Origin of the sequence: Streptomyces alkaliterrae, from assembly GCF_007097205.2 — a bacterium.
GTDB lineage: Bacteria > Actinomycetota > Actinomycetes > Streptomycetales > Streptomycetaceae > Streptomyces > Streptomyces alkaliterrae.
The window spans coordinates 26,191-43,498 of sequence record NZ_VJYK02000008.1; the positions used below are offsets into that span (position 1 = coordinate 26,191).

At 74.1% G+C, this 17,308-nt stretch carries 8 protein-coding genes; 2 read left to right on the forward strand and 6 right to left on the reverse strand.

The features are described 5' to 3' along the window. Nucleotides 1-38: 38 nt before the first annotated feature. From prfB to FNX44_RS01800, 3 genes are all read right to left on the reverse strand, one after another. Nucleotides 39-1,154, reverse strand: coding sequence for a peptide chain release factor 2 (gene prfB / locus FNX44_RS01790; RefSeq protein ID WP_143646114.1), 1,116 nt, complete (start codon nucleotides 1,152-1,154; stop codon nucleotides 39-41). A 28-nt stretch (nucleotides 1,155-1,182) separates the two neighbouring features. Next, the gene (locus FNX44_RS01795; protein WP_143646115.1) at nucleotides 1,183-2,385 is read right to left on the reverse strand and encodes a serine/threonine-protein kinase; all 1,203 of its coding nucleotides are present in this window, start codon (nucleotides 2,383-2,385) and stop codon (nucleotides 1,183-1,185) included. Nucleotides 2,386-2,560: 175 nt separating this feature from the next. After that, nucleotides 2,561-4,282 (reverse strand): serine/threonine-protein kinase, encoded by a 1,722-nt coding sequence (locus FNX44_RS01800; protein WP_143646116.1) that lies wholly within the window; start codon nucleotides 4,280-4,282, stop codon nucleotides 2,561-2,563. A gap of 341 nt (nucleotides 4,283-4,623) precedes the next feature. On the opposite strand from FNX44_RS01800, the gene FNX44_RS01805 reads away from it, so the two are divergent. Both FNX44_RS01805 and FNX44_RS29605 read left to right on the forward strand, forming a co-directional pair. Further along, entirely contained in the window at nucleotides 4,624-7,800 is a 3,177-nt protein-coding gene (locus FNX44_RS01805) for an FHA domain-containing protein (RefSeq protein WP_228449533.1), read from the forward strand. A gap of 182 nt (nucleotides 7,801-7,982) precedes the next feature. Beyond that, nucleotides 7,983-10,211 carry a bifunctional glycosyltransferase/CDP-glycerol:glycerophosphate glycerophosphotransferase gene (locus FNX44_RS29605; RefSeq protein WP_143646118.1) on the forward strand — a complete coding sequence of 743 codons (2,229 nt, stop codon included), beginning with the start codon at nucleotides 7,983-7,985 and terminating at the stop codon, nucleotides 10,209-10,211. A 95-nt stretch (nucleotides 10,212-10,306) separates the two neighbouring features. On the opposite strand, the gene FNX44_RS01815 is transcribed toward FNX44_RS29605, so the two are convergent. The 3 genes from FNX44_RS01815 to FNX44_RS01825 all read right to left on the reverse strand — a co-directional run bounded on the left by FNX44_RS01815 (nucleotide 10,307) and on the right by FNX44_RS01825 (nucleotide 17,012). Then, nucleotides 10,307-15,265, reverse strand: coding sequence for an NAD-glutamate dehydrogenase (locus tag FNX44_RS01815; RefSeq protein WP_143646119.1), 4,959 nt, complete (start codon nucleotides 15,263-15,265; stop codon nucleotides 10,307-10,309). Nucleotides 15,266-15,673: 408 nt separating this feature from the next. After that, nucleotides 15,674-16,354 carry an HAD family hydrolase gene (locus FNX44_RS01820; RefSeq protein WP_143646120.1) on the reverse strand — a complete coding sequence of 227 codons (681 nt, stop codon included), beginning with the start codon at nucleotides 16,352-16,354 and terminating at the stop codon, nucleotides 15,674-15,676. A 103-nt stretch (nucleotides 16,355-16,457) separates the two neighbouring features. Next, nucleotides 16,458-17,012, reverse strand: coding sequence for a DUF6912 family protein (locus FNX44_RS01825; RefSeq protein WP_143646121.1), 555 nt, complete (start codon nucleotides 17,010-17,012; stop codon nucleotides 16,458-16,460). Nucleotides 17,013-17,308 lie beyond the last annotated feature (296 nt).

Here is a 17,308-nt window from a genome sequence, read left to right on the forward strand (position 1 = left end):
GCGTGTGGTGTCGCACGGGGCGGGGCGGGCCAGCGGGCTCAGCCGGCCGTCTGCTCCTGCTGCTTGCGCCAGCGGATGCCGGCCTCCAGGAAGCCGTCGATGTCGCCGTCCAGCACCGACTGCGGGTTGCCGACCTCGTGCTCCGTCCGCAGGTCCTTGACCATCTGGTACGGCTGGAGGACGTAGGAGCGCATCTGGTTGCCCCAGGAGTTGCCGCCGTCGCCCTTGAGGGCGTTCATCTTGGCCTGCTCCTCCTCGCGGCGGCGCGCGAGCAGCCGGGCCTGGAGGACGCGCAGCGCGGCGGCGCGGTTCTGGATCTGGGACTTCTCGTTCTGGCAGGAGACGACGATGCCGGTGGGGATGTGCGTCATGCGCACGGCGGAGTCGGTGGTGTTCACCGACTGGCCACCCGGGCCGGAGGACCGGAAGACGTCGATCCGCAGCTCGTTCTCGGGGATCTCGATGTGGTCCATCTGCTCCACGACGGGCAGCACCTCGACGCCGGCGAACGACGTCTGGCGGCGGCCCTGGTTGTCGAAGGGCGAGATGCGGACCATGCGGTGGGTGCCCTGCTCGACGGAGAGCGTGCCGTAGGCGTAGGGCGCCTTCACGGTGAAGGTGGTGGACTTGATGCCCGCCTCCTCCGCGTAGGAGGTGTCCAGGATCTCGGTGGGGTAGCCGCGCCGCTCGGCCCAGCGCAGGTACATGCGCTGCAGCTGCTCGGCGAAGTCCGCCGCGTCGACGCCGCCGGCCTCGGCGCGCACGGAGACCATCGCCTCCCGCTCGTCGTACTCGCCGGAGAGCAGCGTGCGCACCTCCAGCTCGTCGACGGACTTGCGGACGGAGGCCAGCTCGGCCTCGGCCTCGTTCCGCGCGTCGGCGTCGTCCTCCGAGTCGGCCAGCTCGAACAGGACCTCCAGGTCCTCGATGCGGCCGTGCAGCTCCTCGACCTTGCGCAGCTGCCCCTGGAGGAAGGAGAGCTTGCTGTTGACCTGCTGCGCCTTGTCGGGGTCGTCCCACAGGGAGGGGTCGGCCGCCTGCTCTTCGAGCGCGGCGATGTCAGCCCTCATCCTGTCGAGGTCGAGAACGGCCTCGATCGACTCCATGGTGGAGGAGAGGGACTTCAGAGCTTCGGATGCATCGACGACTGCCACGCCTCCAGCCTAACGGTTAACGGCCCGGTCACGGTGTGGGCTGTTCGACGGCCGGCGGCGTGGGCTCGTCGCCGCCGCCGAAGGCCAGCCAGCCGCCCAGTCCGATGCCGACCGCGGCAGCCGTCCCGGCGGCGACGATCCGCAGCCGGCGGCGGCGCTCGGCAGCCCGGTGACGGGCGGAGCCGGCGCGCGGCTGGCCGGGGGCGCGGGGCGCGCGGGCGGTGCCGTGCGCGCCGCCCGCCAGTTCCTCGACGGCCGGGACACGCATGCTGGTGTGCGTCTCGCGGTTGGCCGAGTCGGGGTCGGGTCCGCCGTGGACCAGCGGCACGGCGCCGCTGGCGGGCGGGTGGATGTGTCCGGCCGGCTCGGCGGCGCCGACGGGTTCGTGGGCGGGCTCGGGCTCCGGCTCGTCGATCTCCAGGGCGGGCATCCCGGCGAGCGCGGGCGACATCTCCCGCAGTCTGGCGGCCACCTCGCCGGCGCGCAGCCGGGACGCGGGCCCCTTGGCCAGGCACTGGTGGATCAGCCGCCACAGCTCGTCGGGCACGCCGGGCAACGGGGCGACGGTCTCGGTGACGTGCCGGCGCAGCACCGCCCCGGGATGGCCGCCGCCGAACGGGGTGAAGCCGGCCAGCATCTCGTAGAGCACGGTGGCCAGGGCGTAGATGTCGACGGCCGCGCGGGGCGGCAGTCCCTCGACGATCTCGGGCGCCACGTAGTCGGGGGTGCCGACGACCCGGCTGCCCCCGCGCGCGGGCTCGTCGATGAGCTTCGCGACGCCGAAGTCGGTGAGCAGCGCGGACCGGGTGGCCTCGTCGAGCAGGATGTTCTCCGGCTTGACGTCGCGGTGGACGTAGCCGGCGGCGTGGGCGGCGGCCAGCGCGTCGGCGATGTCGGCGGCGATGGAGACGGCGGCCCGGGGCGGCAGTCGCCGTTCCCGGTCGAGCAGGCTGCGCAGGTCGGTGCCGCGCACCAGGTCCATGACCAGGGCGAGGTCGTTGCCGTCGACGACGAGGTCACGGACGCCGACGACGTGCGGGTGGTCGAGGCTGACCAGCGCGGCCCGCTCCTGGACGAAGCGGCCGACGAGATCCTGGTCGGCGGAGAGGTCGTCGCGCAGCAGCTTGATGGCCACCTGGCCGTCGGGGCCCGAGCCCAGCCACACCGTGCCGGCGCTGCCGCGTCCCAGGATCTGGTGAGCGGTGTAACGACTGCCGATCTTCCGTGCCATGGCGACAAAGCTACGCGCCGAGCGGGGTCGGCCGGAGGGCTGTTGGCGTGAACTGTCACTTGTGTACGGGAAAAAGCCCCGCAGATGTCGACAAATCTCCTCACCGACCGTCAGCCGATCGGCGCAACGCGCGCCGGGCCCGTGCGCGGCCGCCTGGCCTGGTCCCGCCGCCCGGTCAGACCGAGCCGGCGACGCGGTCCCTGACCACGTTGAACCAGTCGACCATCGTCTCCCAGAAGCCCCTGCCCTGGGCGACCCACTCGGGAACGGGGGTGAAGTTCCAGACCAGCGCCACGGTCGCGGCCAGGATCAGCACCATGAACAGACAGCCCTTGAGGCAGCCGAGGCCGGGGATTCGCATCGGGTTGGCGCCGCGCTGCCGGGACCGGCGCGGCTCGGGCGCCGGCGGCGGGTCGTAGCGGCGGGGCTCCGGGCGGCGCGGTTCCTGCCGACGCGGTTCCGGGCGACGCGGTTCCGGGCGGTGGCGCGGTTCGGCGCGGCGTGACTCCGGCTGGTGGGGCGCCGCGTGACGCTGGTCGGCGGCCGGGTCGTAGCCCTGCTGGTACGGCTGGTACTGCTGGGGCTGGTAGTGCTGCTGGTACTGCTGCTGCGGGGGTGGCGGCTGGTGCCGGGGCTGCGGCTGGGGCGCGGGCTGGCGACGCGGGCGGCGGCGCAGTGGGTCGTCGTCCGGAGTCAGCGGCTGGTACTGGGTCTGCTCGTTGCGGTCGCGGGCGGCCCGCATCTGGCTCTGCCAGGGGTGCGGGTCGCCGCCCTGAGCGGCGCCCGCGCCCTGTCCCGCGGCCTGGCCGTCGGGCAGCGGGGGCATCACGGCCGTCCGGCCGTCGACGCCGCCGGTGGCGGGCAGCACGCTGGTCGGGTCGGCGTCCGGACCGGTCGCGGGCAGCACGCTGGTGGCGGCGTTCGGGTCGTGGCCGGCGCCCGCGGGCAGCACCTGCGTGGGGTCGGCGTCACCGGCCGCCCGTCCGGCGCCCGCCGCGCCCAGCAGGGCACCGACGCCGAGCGCGGCGGCCCGCGCCGCCTCGTCCGCGTCCGGGGAGAGACCGGCGGCGACCGTGCGCAGCGCCCGGGCGAGGTCGTCGGCGCTCGGCCGCTCCTCCGGCCGCTTGCGCAGACAGCGCTCGACGACCGTCCACAGCGGATCGGGGGTGTGCTCGGGGCGCTGCGGGGTCTCCGTCAGATGCCGGTGCAGCACCTCGATCGTCGTCCCACCGCCGAACGGCGGACGGCCGCTGACCAGCTCGTACAGCAGGATGCCGGCGCCGTAGACGTCCACCGCCGGGGTCTGCTGCCGGCCCTCGGCGGACTCCGGGGCCACGTAGGCGGGGGTGCCGACGAACTCGTGGGTGCGGGTGATGCCGGGTGAGTCGGCGAGCCGTGCGATGCCGAAGTCCGTGAGCATCGGACGCATGCCGTCCGGACCGTCGGCGAGCAGCACGTTGGCGGGCTTGAGGTCCCGGTGGATGACGCCGTCGGCGTGGCTTGCGGCGAGCGCGTCGGCGATCTGCGCCGTCAGCAGCGCGGCGCCGACGGCCGAGAAGGGGCCGTTCTCCCGCAGGTAGCGGTGCAGGTCCGGGCCGTCGACGAGATCCATGACCAGGGCGAGCAGATCGCCCTCGACCACCAGGTCGCGCACCCGGACGATGTTGGCGTGGGTCAGGCGCAGCAGCACCGAGCGCTCGCGGAGGAAGCGCATGACCACGTCCGGGTCGCTCGCCAGCTCCTCCTTGAGCACCTTGATGGCCACCGACTCGCCGGGCTCGCCCGGGACGGCCGCCTCGGCGCCCGCGGCCTCCCGCTGCCGGGCCCGCCACACGGTGCCCGTGGCACCGCGTCCCAGCGGCTCCTCGAGCAGGTACTTGCTGCCTACCGGCCGCACGTCATCGGCTCCCTGATCGTGATCAACGCTCTGCGGCGTGCTTCCACCGCGGGACGGGGACCGCGCCCCGACGGTCCGTCCGCTCCACTTTAGGGCCTGCCCTGGGGCCGGGGCGTGCTCGGACGTCCGGCTCCACGGGCAGCTAGACGTGCGCGGCGCCGGATTGGTTGCCGCCGTCGACGGTCGGCTGCGGGCGGTGGGAGCGGGGTGACGGTAAGTGGTGTGAACTCCGCCACATATGATCAACCAGCCGCCGGTGACCGACCAGTCAAGATCACTGAGTGGCGGTCGAGTCACCAAACGTACCTGGCGGGTGGGAGGATGCTCCCACGGTCTGGCGCATGGTTTACGAACCGGGAGGGGCGATGCCGAACCAGATCCGGCTCACTGTCCTCGGGCCGCGTGGCGGCGGACGAGCGGGCGCGGCGGGCGGCGGCGACCGCGCGCCACGGGACTGCGACGTCATCGTCACCGCTCCCCCGGGCACCGTGCTGGCCGCGATCGCCGGTGGGCTCGGCGCGGCGCTGGCCGCCGCGACCGGTCCGGGCGGCGAGGGCGGCGGGCAGCCGGCCTCCGGCGGCGAGACGGTCGCCGTCTACGCCGGTGGGCGGCGGCTCGACCCGCAGCGGCAGGTCGTCGGCGAACCGCCGCTGGTCGACGGCGCGGTGATCTCCCTGCACGGGCCTGCCGACGAGCCCGCCTCGCCGACCCCGGGCGGGCTGCGCCTGGAGGCGGTGGCCGGCCCGGACTCCGGCGGCGTGTACCTGCTGCACGCGGGCCGGGTGCGGATAGGGCGTTCCGCCGAGGCCGACGTGGTGCTCGACGATCCGGACGTCTCCCGGCTGCACTGTGTGGTGGCGGTGGCCGCCGACGGCGGGGTGTCCGTCGCGGACCTGGGTTCGACCAACGGCACCACGGTCGACGGGGTGCCGGTCGGGGAGCGGCTTGCGGCGTTGCCGCCGGGCGCGGCGCTGCGGGTCGGGGAGTCGGTACTGCGGTTGTGTGTCGGCGCGCGTCCCGCCGACGAGCGCCTTGCCCCCACGCCGGAGGCCGGCTTGCACACCGGTGCGGACCCGGGCGCGCACACCGGCGCCCGGCCCGGCGGCCACGGCTCGTACGGCACCCACGGTTCCGGGCTCGTGCCCGGCGCCGCCACCCCGCCCCCGCCGGGCGGTGAGGCCTCGGCGACCGGACCGGGACCGGACGGCGTCGAGCAGCGCGGACGGGGCTTGGCCGCGTGGGCGCGTCGCTGGGGCGCACGCCCCGGGCGCGTCGATCCGCCGCACCCCCGCGCGCACAGCGCGACACCGCCCGCGCCGGACGCCGCGACGCCGCACACTCCGCGCGCACCGCACGGCGGCCCACCCGTCGGACCCGGCCTTCCACTGCCACCGCCGTCCGACGAGCCCCGCAGCGGCCGCTGGCCGGACGCGGCCGAACTGCTGCTCACCGCGCTGGACGGCGGCCCGCGCCTGTGGGAGCGCGGCCCTGGGCATCCGGACGCGCTGACCGTCCGGCTGGGCACCGCGCACCGCGCGCCGCGGCACCCGTCCGGGCGCACCTCGGCCGTGCCGCTGACCGTGGGGCTGCGGGAGGTCGGCTCGCTGGGGTTGGCCGGGCCGCGCGCCCGGCTGCTCGGCCTGACGCGTTCGGTGTTGGCGCAGCTCACCGCCCTGCACCCGCCGAGCGCGCTGGAGGTCGTGGTGCTGGCCGCCGGGCGGGGGCGCCGGGTGCGGGACTGGACGTGGCTCGGTTGGCTGCCGCATCCGCGCCCTGAGCACGGGCAGGACTGCCGGCTGCTGTTCGGCTTCGACCGCGAGCAGGCCACCGCCCGTACGGACGAGTTGGTGCGCCGGCTGGAGGACGGCCCGCTGGGCGCCGACTGGGCGACGGCCGAACCGGCGGCGGTACGGGCCGCCGCGCAGGCCTATCGGGGGCCGGCCACGGTGCTGGTGGTGGACGGCGATCCGGGCGCGGCCGCGCTGCGCGAGACGGTCGCCCGGCTCACCGCCACGGGAGCGGCCGCCGGCGTGCACGTGCTGTGTCTGACGGAGACGCCGCCGGCCACGCCGTCCTCGCCGGTGGCCGAGACGTTGTCCGCCGCGTACTCGGCGTTTCCGGCGTTCCGGGGCTGCGGCGCGGTGGCGTTGCTGAGCGGGGCGGTGGCGACCGCCGTGCGGCTGGTGCGCCGTGGTGGCGATCCCGGTGGCGAGCTGGCCACGGTGGACGGGGTGTCGGCGGCGTGGGCGCAGCGCTTCGCGCGGGCGTTGGCGCCGGCGCGGGAGTCGTCGGGGGCGCTGCCCGCGGCCGACCGGCCGGCCGCCGCGCTGCCGTCGAGCGCCCGGCTGCTCGACGAGTTGGGGCTGGCCCGGGCTACTCCGGCAGCGCTGCGGGCGCGTTGGGCGTCGGTCGCCGACCGGTCGGGCGGCGCCGGGGTGGTGTTCGGCGCCGGTCGGCGCGGGCCGGTCACCGCCGATCTGGCCGTCGACCGCAGCCATCTGCTCGTGAGCGGCACCGCGGGCAGCGGCAAGACGGAGTTGCTGTGTTCGCTGGCCGCCTCGCTGTGCGCCTTCGACCGGCCGGACCGGCTGGCGCTGGTGCTCGTCGACGGGCGGGACGGCGGCGGGGACGGTGAGGGCCGGGGGCTGATGGCGTGCGCGGAGCTGCCGCACGCCACGACGTATCTGCCGGCCGGCGATCCGGTGCGGATGCGCGCGTTCGCCCAGGCGCTCAGCGCGGAACTGAAGCGTCGCGCCGAACTGTTCAACGGTCGCGCCTACGAGGAGTGGGCGCGTGCGAACGGCGCGGGGGCGCGCGGGTACGAGGCGGGCGCACGCGAGGCGGGCGACGCCGAGGATCCGCAGGACCGGGCGACTGCCCGGATCGGCCGGCAGGGCGCGGCCCGGCCGCAGCCGGTTCCCGGTCCGGACAGCGACCGGGGCACGCTGCGGCTGCGCCCCGCGGCCTCCCGACCCGCCGCCAACGGCGAGGTCGCGCCGGTCGACGGGCCGCCGCCCCGGCTGGTGGTGCTGGTCGACGACTTCGACGCGCTGGTCGATCCGGCGCTGGGCAACCCGGGTCGCCCGGCGGCCGGTTCGGTGGTCCGCGCGCTGGAGTCCGTCGCCCGGGACGGCGCCCGGCTGGGCGTGCACCTGGTCGCCGCGACCGGGCGGCCGGACCGCACCGCGCAGACCCTCACCGACCAGGGTGCCGCACTGCGCGTCTCGCTGGACGGCGAACCGGGCGACGAGGAGCACCAGGTGGGCCGGGGTGTGCTGCACCGGCCGGACGGCACGGCGGTGCCGTTCCAGGGGGCCCGCGTCACCGGCCGCATCCCCCGGACGGCCACCACCCGGCCGACGGTGGTCGCGCTGGACTGGGAGCGGGCGGGCGATCCGCCGACCCGGCGTCCGGTGCGGGAGCTGGGCAACGGTCCGACGGATCTGGCGCTGCTGGCCAGCGCGTTGGAGCGGGCCACCCGGGAGGCGACGGCGGCCCGTCCGCCGGCACTGCTCTGACCGGTCGATCGGCGCCCCCGCCCCGTCAACCCCGACCGGGGCCGCCGGTCGGGTGGTCGGATGCGCCGAACGGACGGTTTCCGGTCGCCAGTCGGTCATCTGCGCGATATGTCTGCACGATTCGCCCCCTTACGTGACGCATTATCGGGCTAATCAGACCGCGCCCAGACCGTGGATGTGCCGTGCCTCGATTCAGCGTCATCGTTCCCGTCCACCAGGTGCAGGCATATCTGCCCGAGTGCCTGGACTCCGTCCTCACCCAGTCGTTCACGGACCTGGAGCTGATCCTGGTCGACGACGGCTCACCACCCGACTGCGGGGAACTGCTCGCCGACGCGGCGGCCGACCCCCGGGTGACCGTGCTGCGACTGCCCGGCCCCACCGGCCCGGGACCCGCGCGCAACGCCGGACTCACCTACGCCCGTGGCGACTACGTGCTGTTCCTCGACAGCGACGACGCGCTCACCACGGGGGCGCTCCAGGCACTCGCCGCCCGCCTCTCCGAGACCGGCGAGCCCGACGTGCTCGTCTTCGACCACGTGCGGGCGTTCTGGCACGGCGGCAGCGACCGCGGCGGCGGACCGCTGGCCCCGCTCGCCCAACGCGAACCGCAGGTGTTCCGGCTCCGGGACCGGCCGGAGCTGCTGCGGCTGCCGACGGCGGTGTGGAACAAGGTGTACCGGCGGCACTTCCTGGCCGCCCGCGGCCTGCGACTGCCGCCCGGCGCGCACGAGGGCGTGCCGTGGACGTGGTGCACGCTGCTCACCGCCGAGGCGGTCACCGTCCTGGACCGGGTCTGCGTGGTGCACCGGCAGCGCCGCGAGGGCGCGCTGCTGTCCGGCACCACCCGGCGGCACTTCGACGTCTTCGGCCAGTACGACCGGGTGTTCGCGTTCCTCGACGACCATCCGGAGCTGGCCCGCTGGCGGCCCGTGCTCTACCGGCGGATGGCCGACCACCTCGCGGGGCTGTTCCTCGCCCCCGGCCGGCTGCCCAGGGCGGGCCGGGCGGAGTTCTTCCGGCGCAGCAGCCGGCTGTGCCTCCGCCACCAGTCCTCGGCCGGTCGCACGAACCTGGCGCACGTCCTGGTGCGGCTCGGCGCCCGCCGGACCTTCTCCGCGCTGTGGTCGCTGCGTGCGCTGGGCCGCCGGCTGCGGGCCGCCGGCCGGTCGACACGGGCTGCGATGCTGCGGCTGCACCACTCGGTGCAGTGCCGGCGGCGGCTCGACCCCTCGCTGGCCGTCTTCCTGACCCACCCGGCCGACGGCCGGCCGGTGTACGACGGCGACCCGGCGGCGCTGGAGGCCAAGGCGCGGGAACTGGTGCCGGGGCTGCGCACCGCATGGGTGGCGGACGCGGCACACGCCGCCGAGCTGCCGCCGGGCGTACGCCGGCTGCAACCCGGCTCGGCGGCCTACTGGAGCGCGCTCGCCCGCGCCAAGTACCTGGTCAGCGACGGCGACTTCGGTGCCCGCCGGCACAAGCGGGCCGGGCAGGTGCTCCTGCAGACCCACCAGGGCACGCCGCTCGGCCGCCTCGGCGTGGAACTGCGGGACCGGTCCCCCCGCGCCGCCCGCCCGGCCCGGGGGGACGGGATGGGCGCCGAGGCGGCGCGGCTGCTGGAACGCGTCGAGGAGTGGGACTACAGCCTCTCGGCCAACCGCCACTCCACGCTGGCCTTCGAACGCGCCTACCCCGGCGGCTACACCACCCTGGAGTTCGGCGCGCCCCGCAACGACGTCTTCTTCCGGGCGACCGCGGAGGACGTCGCCGGGCTCCGCGCCGAGCTCGGCGTACCGCCGGGCGTGGTGGCCGTGCTCTACGCGCCCGCCGAACGGGACTACCTGCACGGCGGCGCACCGCCGCTCGAACTCTCCCGGCTGGCCAGTGCGTTGGGCCCCGGATACGTGGTGCTCGACGGTTCGGCGGCACGGCGCGCGGCAGAACTGTGCCTGGCCGCCGACGCGCTGGTGACGGACTACTCGCCCCTGATGTTCGACTACGCCGTGCTGGACCGGCCGATCGTCGTGCACGCCCCGGACTGGGAGACCTACCGGGCGACCCGCGGAAGCTGCCTCGACCTGCCCAACGCCGCGCCCGGCCCGGTGGTGCGGGACCTGGAGTCGCTGGTGGCCTGCTTTCGGGAGGACCTGTGGCGTTCGGCCCGGGCCGCGGAGCGCAGGGCGGCGTTCCGCGCCCGGTTCTGCCCCTACGACGACGGGCTGGCAGCGGAGCGCGTGGTGCGCTCGGTTTTCCTGGACGGGGCACGGCCGGCGCCGGTGGTCCCGCGCGAGCTGCGCCGCCCGGTGGGCGTACCGGGCCGGGAGGACGGCGCGCGCCCGGTGATCCACGCCGCCCGACGGGGCGACGGCTCGTCGAGCCCGCCCCCGGCGCGCGCCTCCCGCGCGTAGCGGCCGCGCCCCCACCGAGACGCGCGTCGGCCCGGCCGGGATTCTCCGGCCGGGCCGACGCGCGTCTCGGTGATGCCCTGGGATCAGGCGCCCGGTCAGCGGTTGCTGCGCAGCAGCGTGCGCATCGTCCGCATCGCGACCGACAGGTTCGCCAGGTCGAACGTGTCCGACGCCTTGATCTCGTCCAGCGTCACCCACGCCCGGCCCAGGACCGCGGCGTTCTTCTCCTCCCACGCCTTGAACCGCTCCTCCGGCGTGGCGTCCGCGTCACCGGCGGCGAGCACGTCGGCGGTGAGCAGCTGGTGCGCGGCGTACAGGTCCTCGCGGATCGAGGCGCGGGCCATGGACTGCCAGCGGTCGGCGCGCGGCAGCTCGCTGACCCGGTCCTGGAGCTGGGTGATGCCGAGCCGGTCGGCCAGGTCGAAGTAGACCTCGGCGACGTCGATCAGGTCCCGCCCGGTGCGGTCGGCGACCGCCACCACGTCCAGCGCGGGGAAGACCGAGGAGAAACCGGCCACGTGCTGGGCCAGCTCGTCCGGCACCCCGGCGGCGCCCATCTCGTCGTAGATCCTGCCGTACCAGGCGAGGTCCTCGCCCTTGAGCAGCTTCGGCAGCTCCGCCCAGACCGCCTCGACCCGCTCCTGGAAGAACGCCACCGTCTCGGCGAGCTGGAGCGGCTGCGGGCGGTTGCCCAGCAGCCAGCGGGTGGCCCGCTCGACCAGCCGCCGGGAGTGCAGCCGGATACGGGTCTGCACGTCGGCCGCCACGACGTTGTCCAGCGCCTCGACCTGGTCCCAGATCCGGCCGAGGCCGAAGATCGTACGGGCGGCGGTGTGCGCGCTGACGATCTCCTCCTGGGAGGCGCCGGTCTCCTCCCGCAGCCGGTGCAGGAACGTGGTGCCGCCGGTGTTCACCGTGTCGTTGACCAGCACCGTGGTGATGATCTGGCGGCACAGCGGGTGGTTGTCGATCTCGGAGGGGAAGCGCTCGCGCAGCGGACGCGGGAAGTACTCGTGGGCGAGCTTCCGCAGGTAGGGGTCGTCCGGCAGGCGGCTGTCGATCAGCTCCTCGGTGAGCGTGATCTTCGCGTAGGCGAGCAGCACCGACAGCTCGGGCTGGCTCAGCCCGTGCCCGCTGCCCAGCCGCTCCCGCACGACCTTGTCGGACGGCAGGAACTCCAGCTCCCTGTTGAGCCGGCCGCTGGCGGACAGGTGGCGCATGAACCGCTGGTGGGCCTGGATCAGGCTGGACGCCGTTTCCAGACCGTTGGCCAGCGCCACGTTCTGCGCGTAGTTGGTGCGCAGCACCAGCTCGGCGACCTCGTCGGTCATGTCGGCGAGCAGCCTGTTGCGCTGCTTGACCGTCAGATCGCCCTCGGCCACCACGGAGTTGAGGAGGATCTTGATGTTCACCTCGTGGTCGGAGGTGTCCACACCGGCGCTGTTGTCGATGGCGTCGGTGTTGATCCGGCCGCCGGCGCGGGCGAACTCGATACGGCCCAGCTGGGTGAGGCCGAGGTTGCCGCCCTCGCCGACGACGCGGGCCCGCACGTCCTCGCCGTTGACCCGGATAGCGTCGTTGGCCTTGTCGCCGACGTCCTGGTGGGTCTCGGTGGACGCCTTGACGTAGGTGCCGATGCCGCCGTTCCACAGCAGGTCCACCGGGGCCCGCAGGATCGCCTGCATCAGCTCCGCCGGCGTCATCTTGGCGACTCCGGCGTCGATGCCGAGCGCCGACCGCACCTGGGCACTGATCGGGATCGACTTCGCCGTCCTCGGGTGGACCCCGCCGCCGGCGGAGATCAGCTCCTTGTCGTAGTCCTCCCAGGAGGAACGCGGCAGCTCGAAGAGGCGGCGCCGCTCGGCGTAGGAGACGGCGGCGTCCGGGTCGGGGTCGAGGAAGATGTGCCGGTGGTCGAACGCCGCCACCAGCCTGATGTGCTCGCTGAGCAGCATGCCGTTGCCGAACACGTCACCGGACATGTCGCCGATGCCCGCGACGGTGAAGTCCTCGGTCTGGCTGTCGTGGCCCAGCTCCCGGAAGTGCCGCTTGACCGACTCCCAGGCGCCGCGCGCGGTGATGCCCATGCCCTTGTGGTCGTAGCCCGCCGAGCCACCGGAGGCGAACGCGTCGCCCAGCCAGAAGCCGTACGAGATCGCTACCTCGTTGGCGATGTCGGAGAACGTCGCGGTGCCCTTGTCGGCGGCGACGACCAGGTAGGTGTCGTCCCCGTCGTGGCGGACGACGTTCTTCGGCGGCACCACCTGGCCGGCGACGAGGTTGTCGGTGATGTCCAGCAGGCCGGAGATGAACGTGCGGTAGCAGTCGATGCCCTCGGCGAGCCAGGCGTCCCGGTCCTTGGCCGGATCCGGCAGCCGCTTGCCCACGAAGCCGCCCTTGGCGCCGACCGGCACGATGACGGTGTTCTTCACCTCCTGCGCCTTCACCAGACCCAGGATCTCCGTCCGGAAGTCCTCCTTCCGGTCCGACCAGCGCAGTCCGCCTCGGGCGACCTTGCCGAACCGCAGGTGCACACCCTCGACGCGGGGCGAGTACACCCACACCTCGTACGCCGGGCGCGGCGCCGGGAGGTCGGGGATGGCCTGCGGGTCGAGCTTCATCGACACGTAGTCGTGCGGCTCGCCGTCCGGGCCGGGCTGGAAGTAGTTCGTGCGCAGCGTCGCCTTGATGACGGTCAGGAAGGACCGCAGCATTCGGTCCTCGTCGAGGTTGGCGACGTTGTCCAGCGCGCCGTCCAGCTCCTCCAGCAGCCCGTCGATCAGCTCGGTGCCCGCGCTCTGCCGGTCCGGGGAGAGCCGCGCCTCGAAGAGGCTCACCAGCAGCCGCGTGGTGTGCACGTTGCGGCGGAGGGTCTCCTCCATCGTGGCCTGGCCGAACTTGGCACCCGCCTGCCACAGGTAGCGGGCGTAGGCCCGCAGCACCATCGCCTGCCGCCAGGTGAGGCCGGCGGCCAGCACGAGGGCGTTGACGCCGTCGTTCTCCGCGTGCCCGCCCCACACGGCCGCGAAGGTCTCCTGGAAGCGGGCCCGGGCGTCGTCGCCCATCCGCTGCAGCTGCTCCTCGGGCAGCCGCAGCCCGAAGTCGTAGATCCAGGCGCGGCTGCCGTCGGCCGGCCGCAGCTCGTACGGCCGCTCGTCGATGACCTCCACGCCCATCGACTGCAGGATCGGCAGGACAGCCGACAGGGAGACCGGCTCGCCGGTGCGGTAGATCTTGAACCGGCGCTCGCCGGGGGCCGCGCCGACCGGCTCGTACAGGCTGAGCGAGAAGTCCTTCTCGCCCACGCCCCGGTGCAGCTCGTCCAGGTGCTGCAGGTCGGCGACGGCGGCGCGCGGCGGGAAGTCCGCCTTGTAGCCCTCGGGGAAGGCCGTGTTGCCGTAACGGTGCGCCAGCTCGGCCGCGCGCTCCTCGCCCACCTCGGCGACCAGCGCGTCCGCGAAGCCGTCCGCCCAGGACCGGGCGGCGTCCACCAGCCGGGCCTCGATGCGCTCCACGTCGGCCTCGGTCAGCGCGTCCAGCTCGGTGCCCGGCGGGACGCGGATGACAAAGTGCAGCCTGGACAGCACCGACTCGGTGTTCCACGCGGTGAAGTCGACGCTGGCGCCGCCCAGCTCCTCCATGAGGATGTCGATCAGCCGCAGCCGCACCGCCGTCGTGTAGCGGTCACGCGGCAGGTAGACCAGCGCCGAGTAGTAGCGGCCGTACTCGTCCTGGCGCAGGAACAGCCGCAGCCGGCGGCGCTCCTGGAGGTAGAGCACCGAGATCGCGATCGAGCGCAGCTCCTCCACCGGGATCTGGAACAGTTCGTCGCGGGGGTAGGTCTCCAGGATCTGGAGCAGGTCGCGGCCGTCGTGGCTGTTCGGCGTGAAACCGGCGGCCGTCAGCACGGCCTCCACCTTGCGGCGGATCACCGGGATCTGCCGCACGCTCTCCACGAACGCCGACGCCGCGAACAGGCCGAGGAAGCGGCGCTCGCCGACGACCCGCCCCTGCTCGTCGAACTTCTTCACCCCGACGTAGTCGAGGTAGGAGGAGCGGTGCACCGTCGCCCGGCTGTTCGCCTTGGTGAGCACCAGCAGCCGGTGCTCGCGTGCCTTGGCGCGGGCGGCGGCGGTCAGCCGGTTGAAGGACGGCGAGACCGGGTGGCCGTCGTCCCCGCCGCCGTGGTTCGGGTCGGAGCGCAGAATGCCCAGGCCGGTGCCGGGGACCGGCTTGAGGACGGCGTCGACGCCGTCCTCCGGCTCGACCGGCTCCAGCGCGTACTCGCGGTAGCCGAGGAAGGTGAACCGGTCGTCGACGAGCCAGCGCAGCAGCTCCCGGGCCTCGTCGATCTCCTCGTCGCCGATGTCGTCGGTCGGCTCCGCGGGCAGGTCGTCGGCGATCTGCAGCGCGGCGCCGCGCATCTTCTGCCAGTCCTCGACGGCCTCCCGCACGTCGGACAGCACGCGGCGCAGGTCGGCCGCGATCTGCTGGAGGTCGCCGCTGTCGGTCTCCCGGTCGATCTCGACGTGGATCCACGACTCGGTGAGCGCGTCCTGCGGCAGGTCCTCGTCCACGTGCGGAGCGTGCGGCTCCCGGCCGGTCTCCAGGACCTCCAGCAGCCGGCCCGTCACGTCGCGGCGGACGACGACCTGGGGGTGGATGACGATGTGGATGCCCCGGTGCTGCCTGGTCAGCTCGTTGGTGACGGAGTCGACCAGGAACGGCATGTCGTCGGTGACGACCTCCACGACCGTGTGGGTGCACGTCCAGCCGTTCTCGTCGACCGTCGGCGTGTAGACCCGGACGTTCGCGGTGCCCTGCGGGCGCTCCTGCGCGAGCCGGTGGTGCCCGAGGGCCGCACCGAGGAGGTCGACCGGATCCCGGTCCGTCAGGTCCTCCGGGGCGGTGTGCAGGTAGTAACGCTGGAGGTAGGTGAGCAGCGTGTCCGCTGGGAGCCCCTGCGACGGGAAGCTCCCGGTCGGGCTGCTCTCAGCGACCTGGGCGGCTCGTACGAGCAGGTCGGCCTTGGCTTCGTCCAGCTTGGTCTGCATGTCCTCTGGCTCCTGTCGCGCGCCGTTGCGTGACGTCAGATGGGTGAAGGCACGTCGCCGTCCTGGGGGCGGCCGCACGGAAGGTGCGCTCGGTGACGACGGCATGCCGGGTGACACGGTCAGCGGCGCCCCGGGCACAGACAGGCCTCGGGCCGGTACCGGGGGCGGCAACGTCGCCGCGCGCCCCGTCCACGGTTGTCGTGGATATCGCGCTGATCACGTAGGTAAGGCTATCTCGCCGGCCCGGGGGCGCGTCATGGTCCCAATCTGAACAAATCCGCGCCAGGATGTTTGACGTTCTGCACAGCGGATACAAGACAGGGTCGCGATACACGGGACGCCCACTGGACCGGTGGGGTGACCCTTCAGCCCGTGACGAGCCTGCCGTGACGAATCAGCCGTGACGAGTCAGCCCGTGACGAGCTCGTCGGCCACGGCCACCGCCTCGTCCAGCGAGTCGACGACCGGAACGCCGGCCGTCCGCAGACTCGCCCGGCTGTGCGACCCACCCGTGTACAGGACCGCGTGCGCGCCCACGTGCGCCGCCGCCCGCGCGTCGTCCACCGCGTCCCCGATGACCACCGTGCGCACCGGGTCCACCGCCTGGTCGGCACCGGTGGTCAGCGCCTCCAGGTGGCGGGCCATCTGCTCCGCCTTGCCCCGCCCGTTGTACGGGGCGAGGTTGCCGTCCACCCGGACGAAGTGGTGGTCGATGCCGTGCCGCCGGACCATCGGCACCAGATGGTCGTGCGCCGCGAGCGAACACAGCGACTGCGTGTGACCGCCGGCCGCGCGGGCGGCCAGCAGCTCCGCGGCGCCCTCGGTCAGCACCGCCGCGTCCACCAGCGAGAAGTAGTGCCGGTGGAAGACCGCGTCCATCGCGGCGAACTCCTCGTCGGTCGGCATCCGGCCCATGACGCGCTCGTAGAACCGGGGTATGGGCACGCAGTACAGCTCGCGGTACCGGTCCAACGTCATCGAGGGCAGCCCGAGCTCACCGAACGCGGCGTTCGTGGCGGCTATGACGGTGTGGATGTCGTGCAGGAGGGTGCCGTTCCAGTCCCAGACGATGTGCGTGCGGCGGTCCATGTCTTCGACGGTATGTCCTGGCACTGACAACGCGACAGCCGGTTTTGCCCGGGGCGGCCCGGCAGCAGGGCCCCTCGCCCGACCCGCGGGGCTTCGCCGCAGGTCAGAGCAGGTTCTCCAGCTCCTGTGTGGCGTACCACAGCAGCTCGTGGTCCTCCGCCTCGGCCAGTGTCCCGGCGGCGTCCTTGCCCTCCGCGCCGCCGGGCCCGGCCAGCGCCCTGGCGGCCGCCTGGACGGCCTCCGCGGCGTCCTCGGCGTCCACGTGCACGGCCGCCACCCGCGACAGCGGCAGCGGGCGGGCCAGCCGGACCTCGCCCAGCCGCTCGTCACCCTCGCCGCGCTCGCCGCCGGAACCGCCCTCGCCGCCGTCCTGCCCGTCCTGCCCGTCCTGCCCGTCCGGTCGGACGTCCCGGTCGGCGACGTCGGCCGCGAGAACCACCCGGCGGCGCGCCGCGTCCTGGTCGGCGGCCAGCAGCCGCAGGCTCGCCCGGGCGGCCCGGCCGAGCGCCGCGTACTCCAGCTCCTCCAGATCGTCCGAACCGGACCACGCGCGCAGTCCCGGCGTCACCGCATAGGCCGTGAGCGGGGCCGGGCCCACCTCGCCCTCCTGGTGCGCGGCGGCGAGACCGGGGAGGGTGAGAGGAAGGTAGACGCGCATGACTGCCGCTTTCGTGTAAGGCCGGGACCGCAGTGACCGTCAGTTTACGGCGCGCTGTCGGCGCCGACCCGACGCGTCCGCCGGCCCGCAGGACCCCGCGCCGCCCCACCGACGCCGCAGGTCGCCCCGGGACCGCGGTCAAGGAGCGTCCGGGGGGTCCGCCTGATAGGTGAATTCACCTCGTTCACCCGGACAGACGCCGGGTGCGTTTGCGGCGGTCGGCACCGCTCGCTACAACCGTGCAAAAGCTACTGCCCGGTAGAAATCGGGCCCGACCGCACGGGGACACCATGACC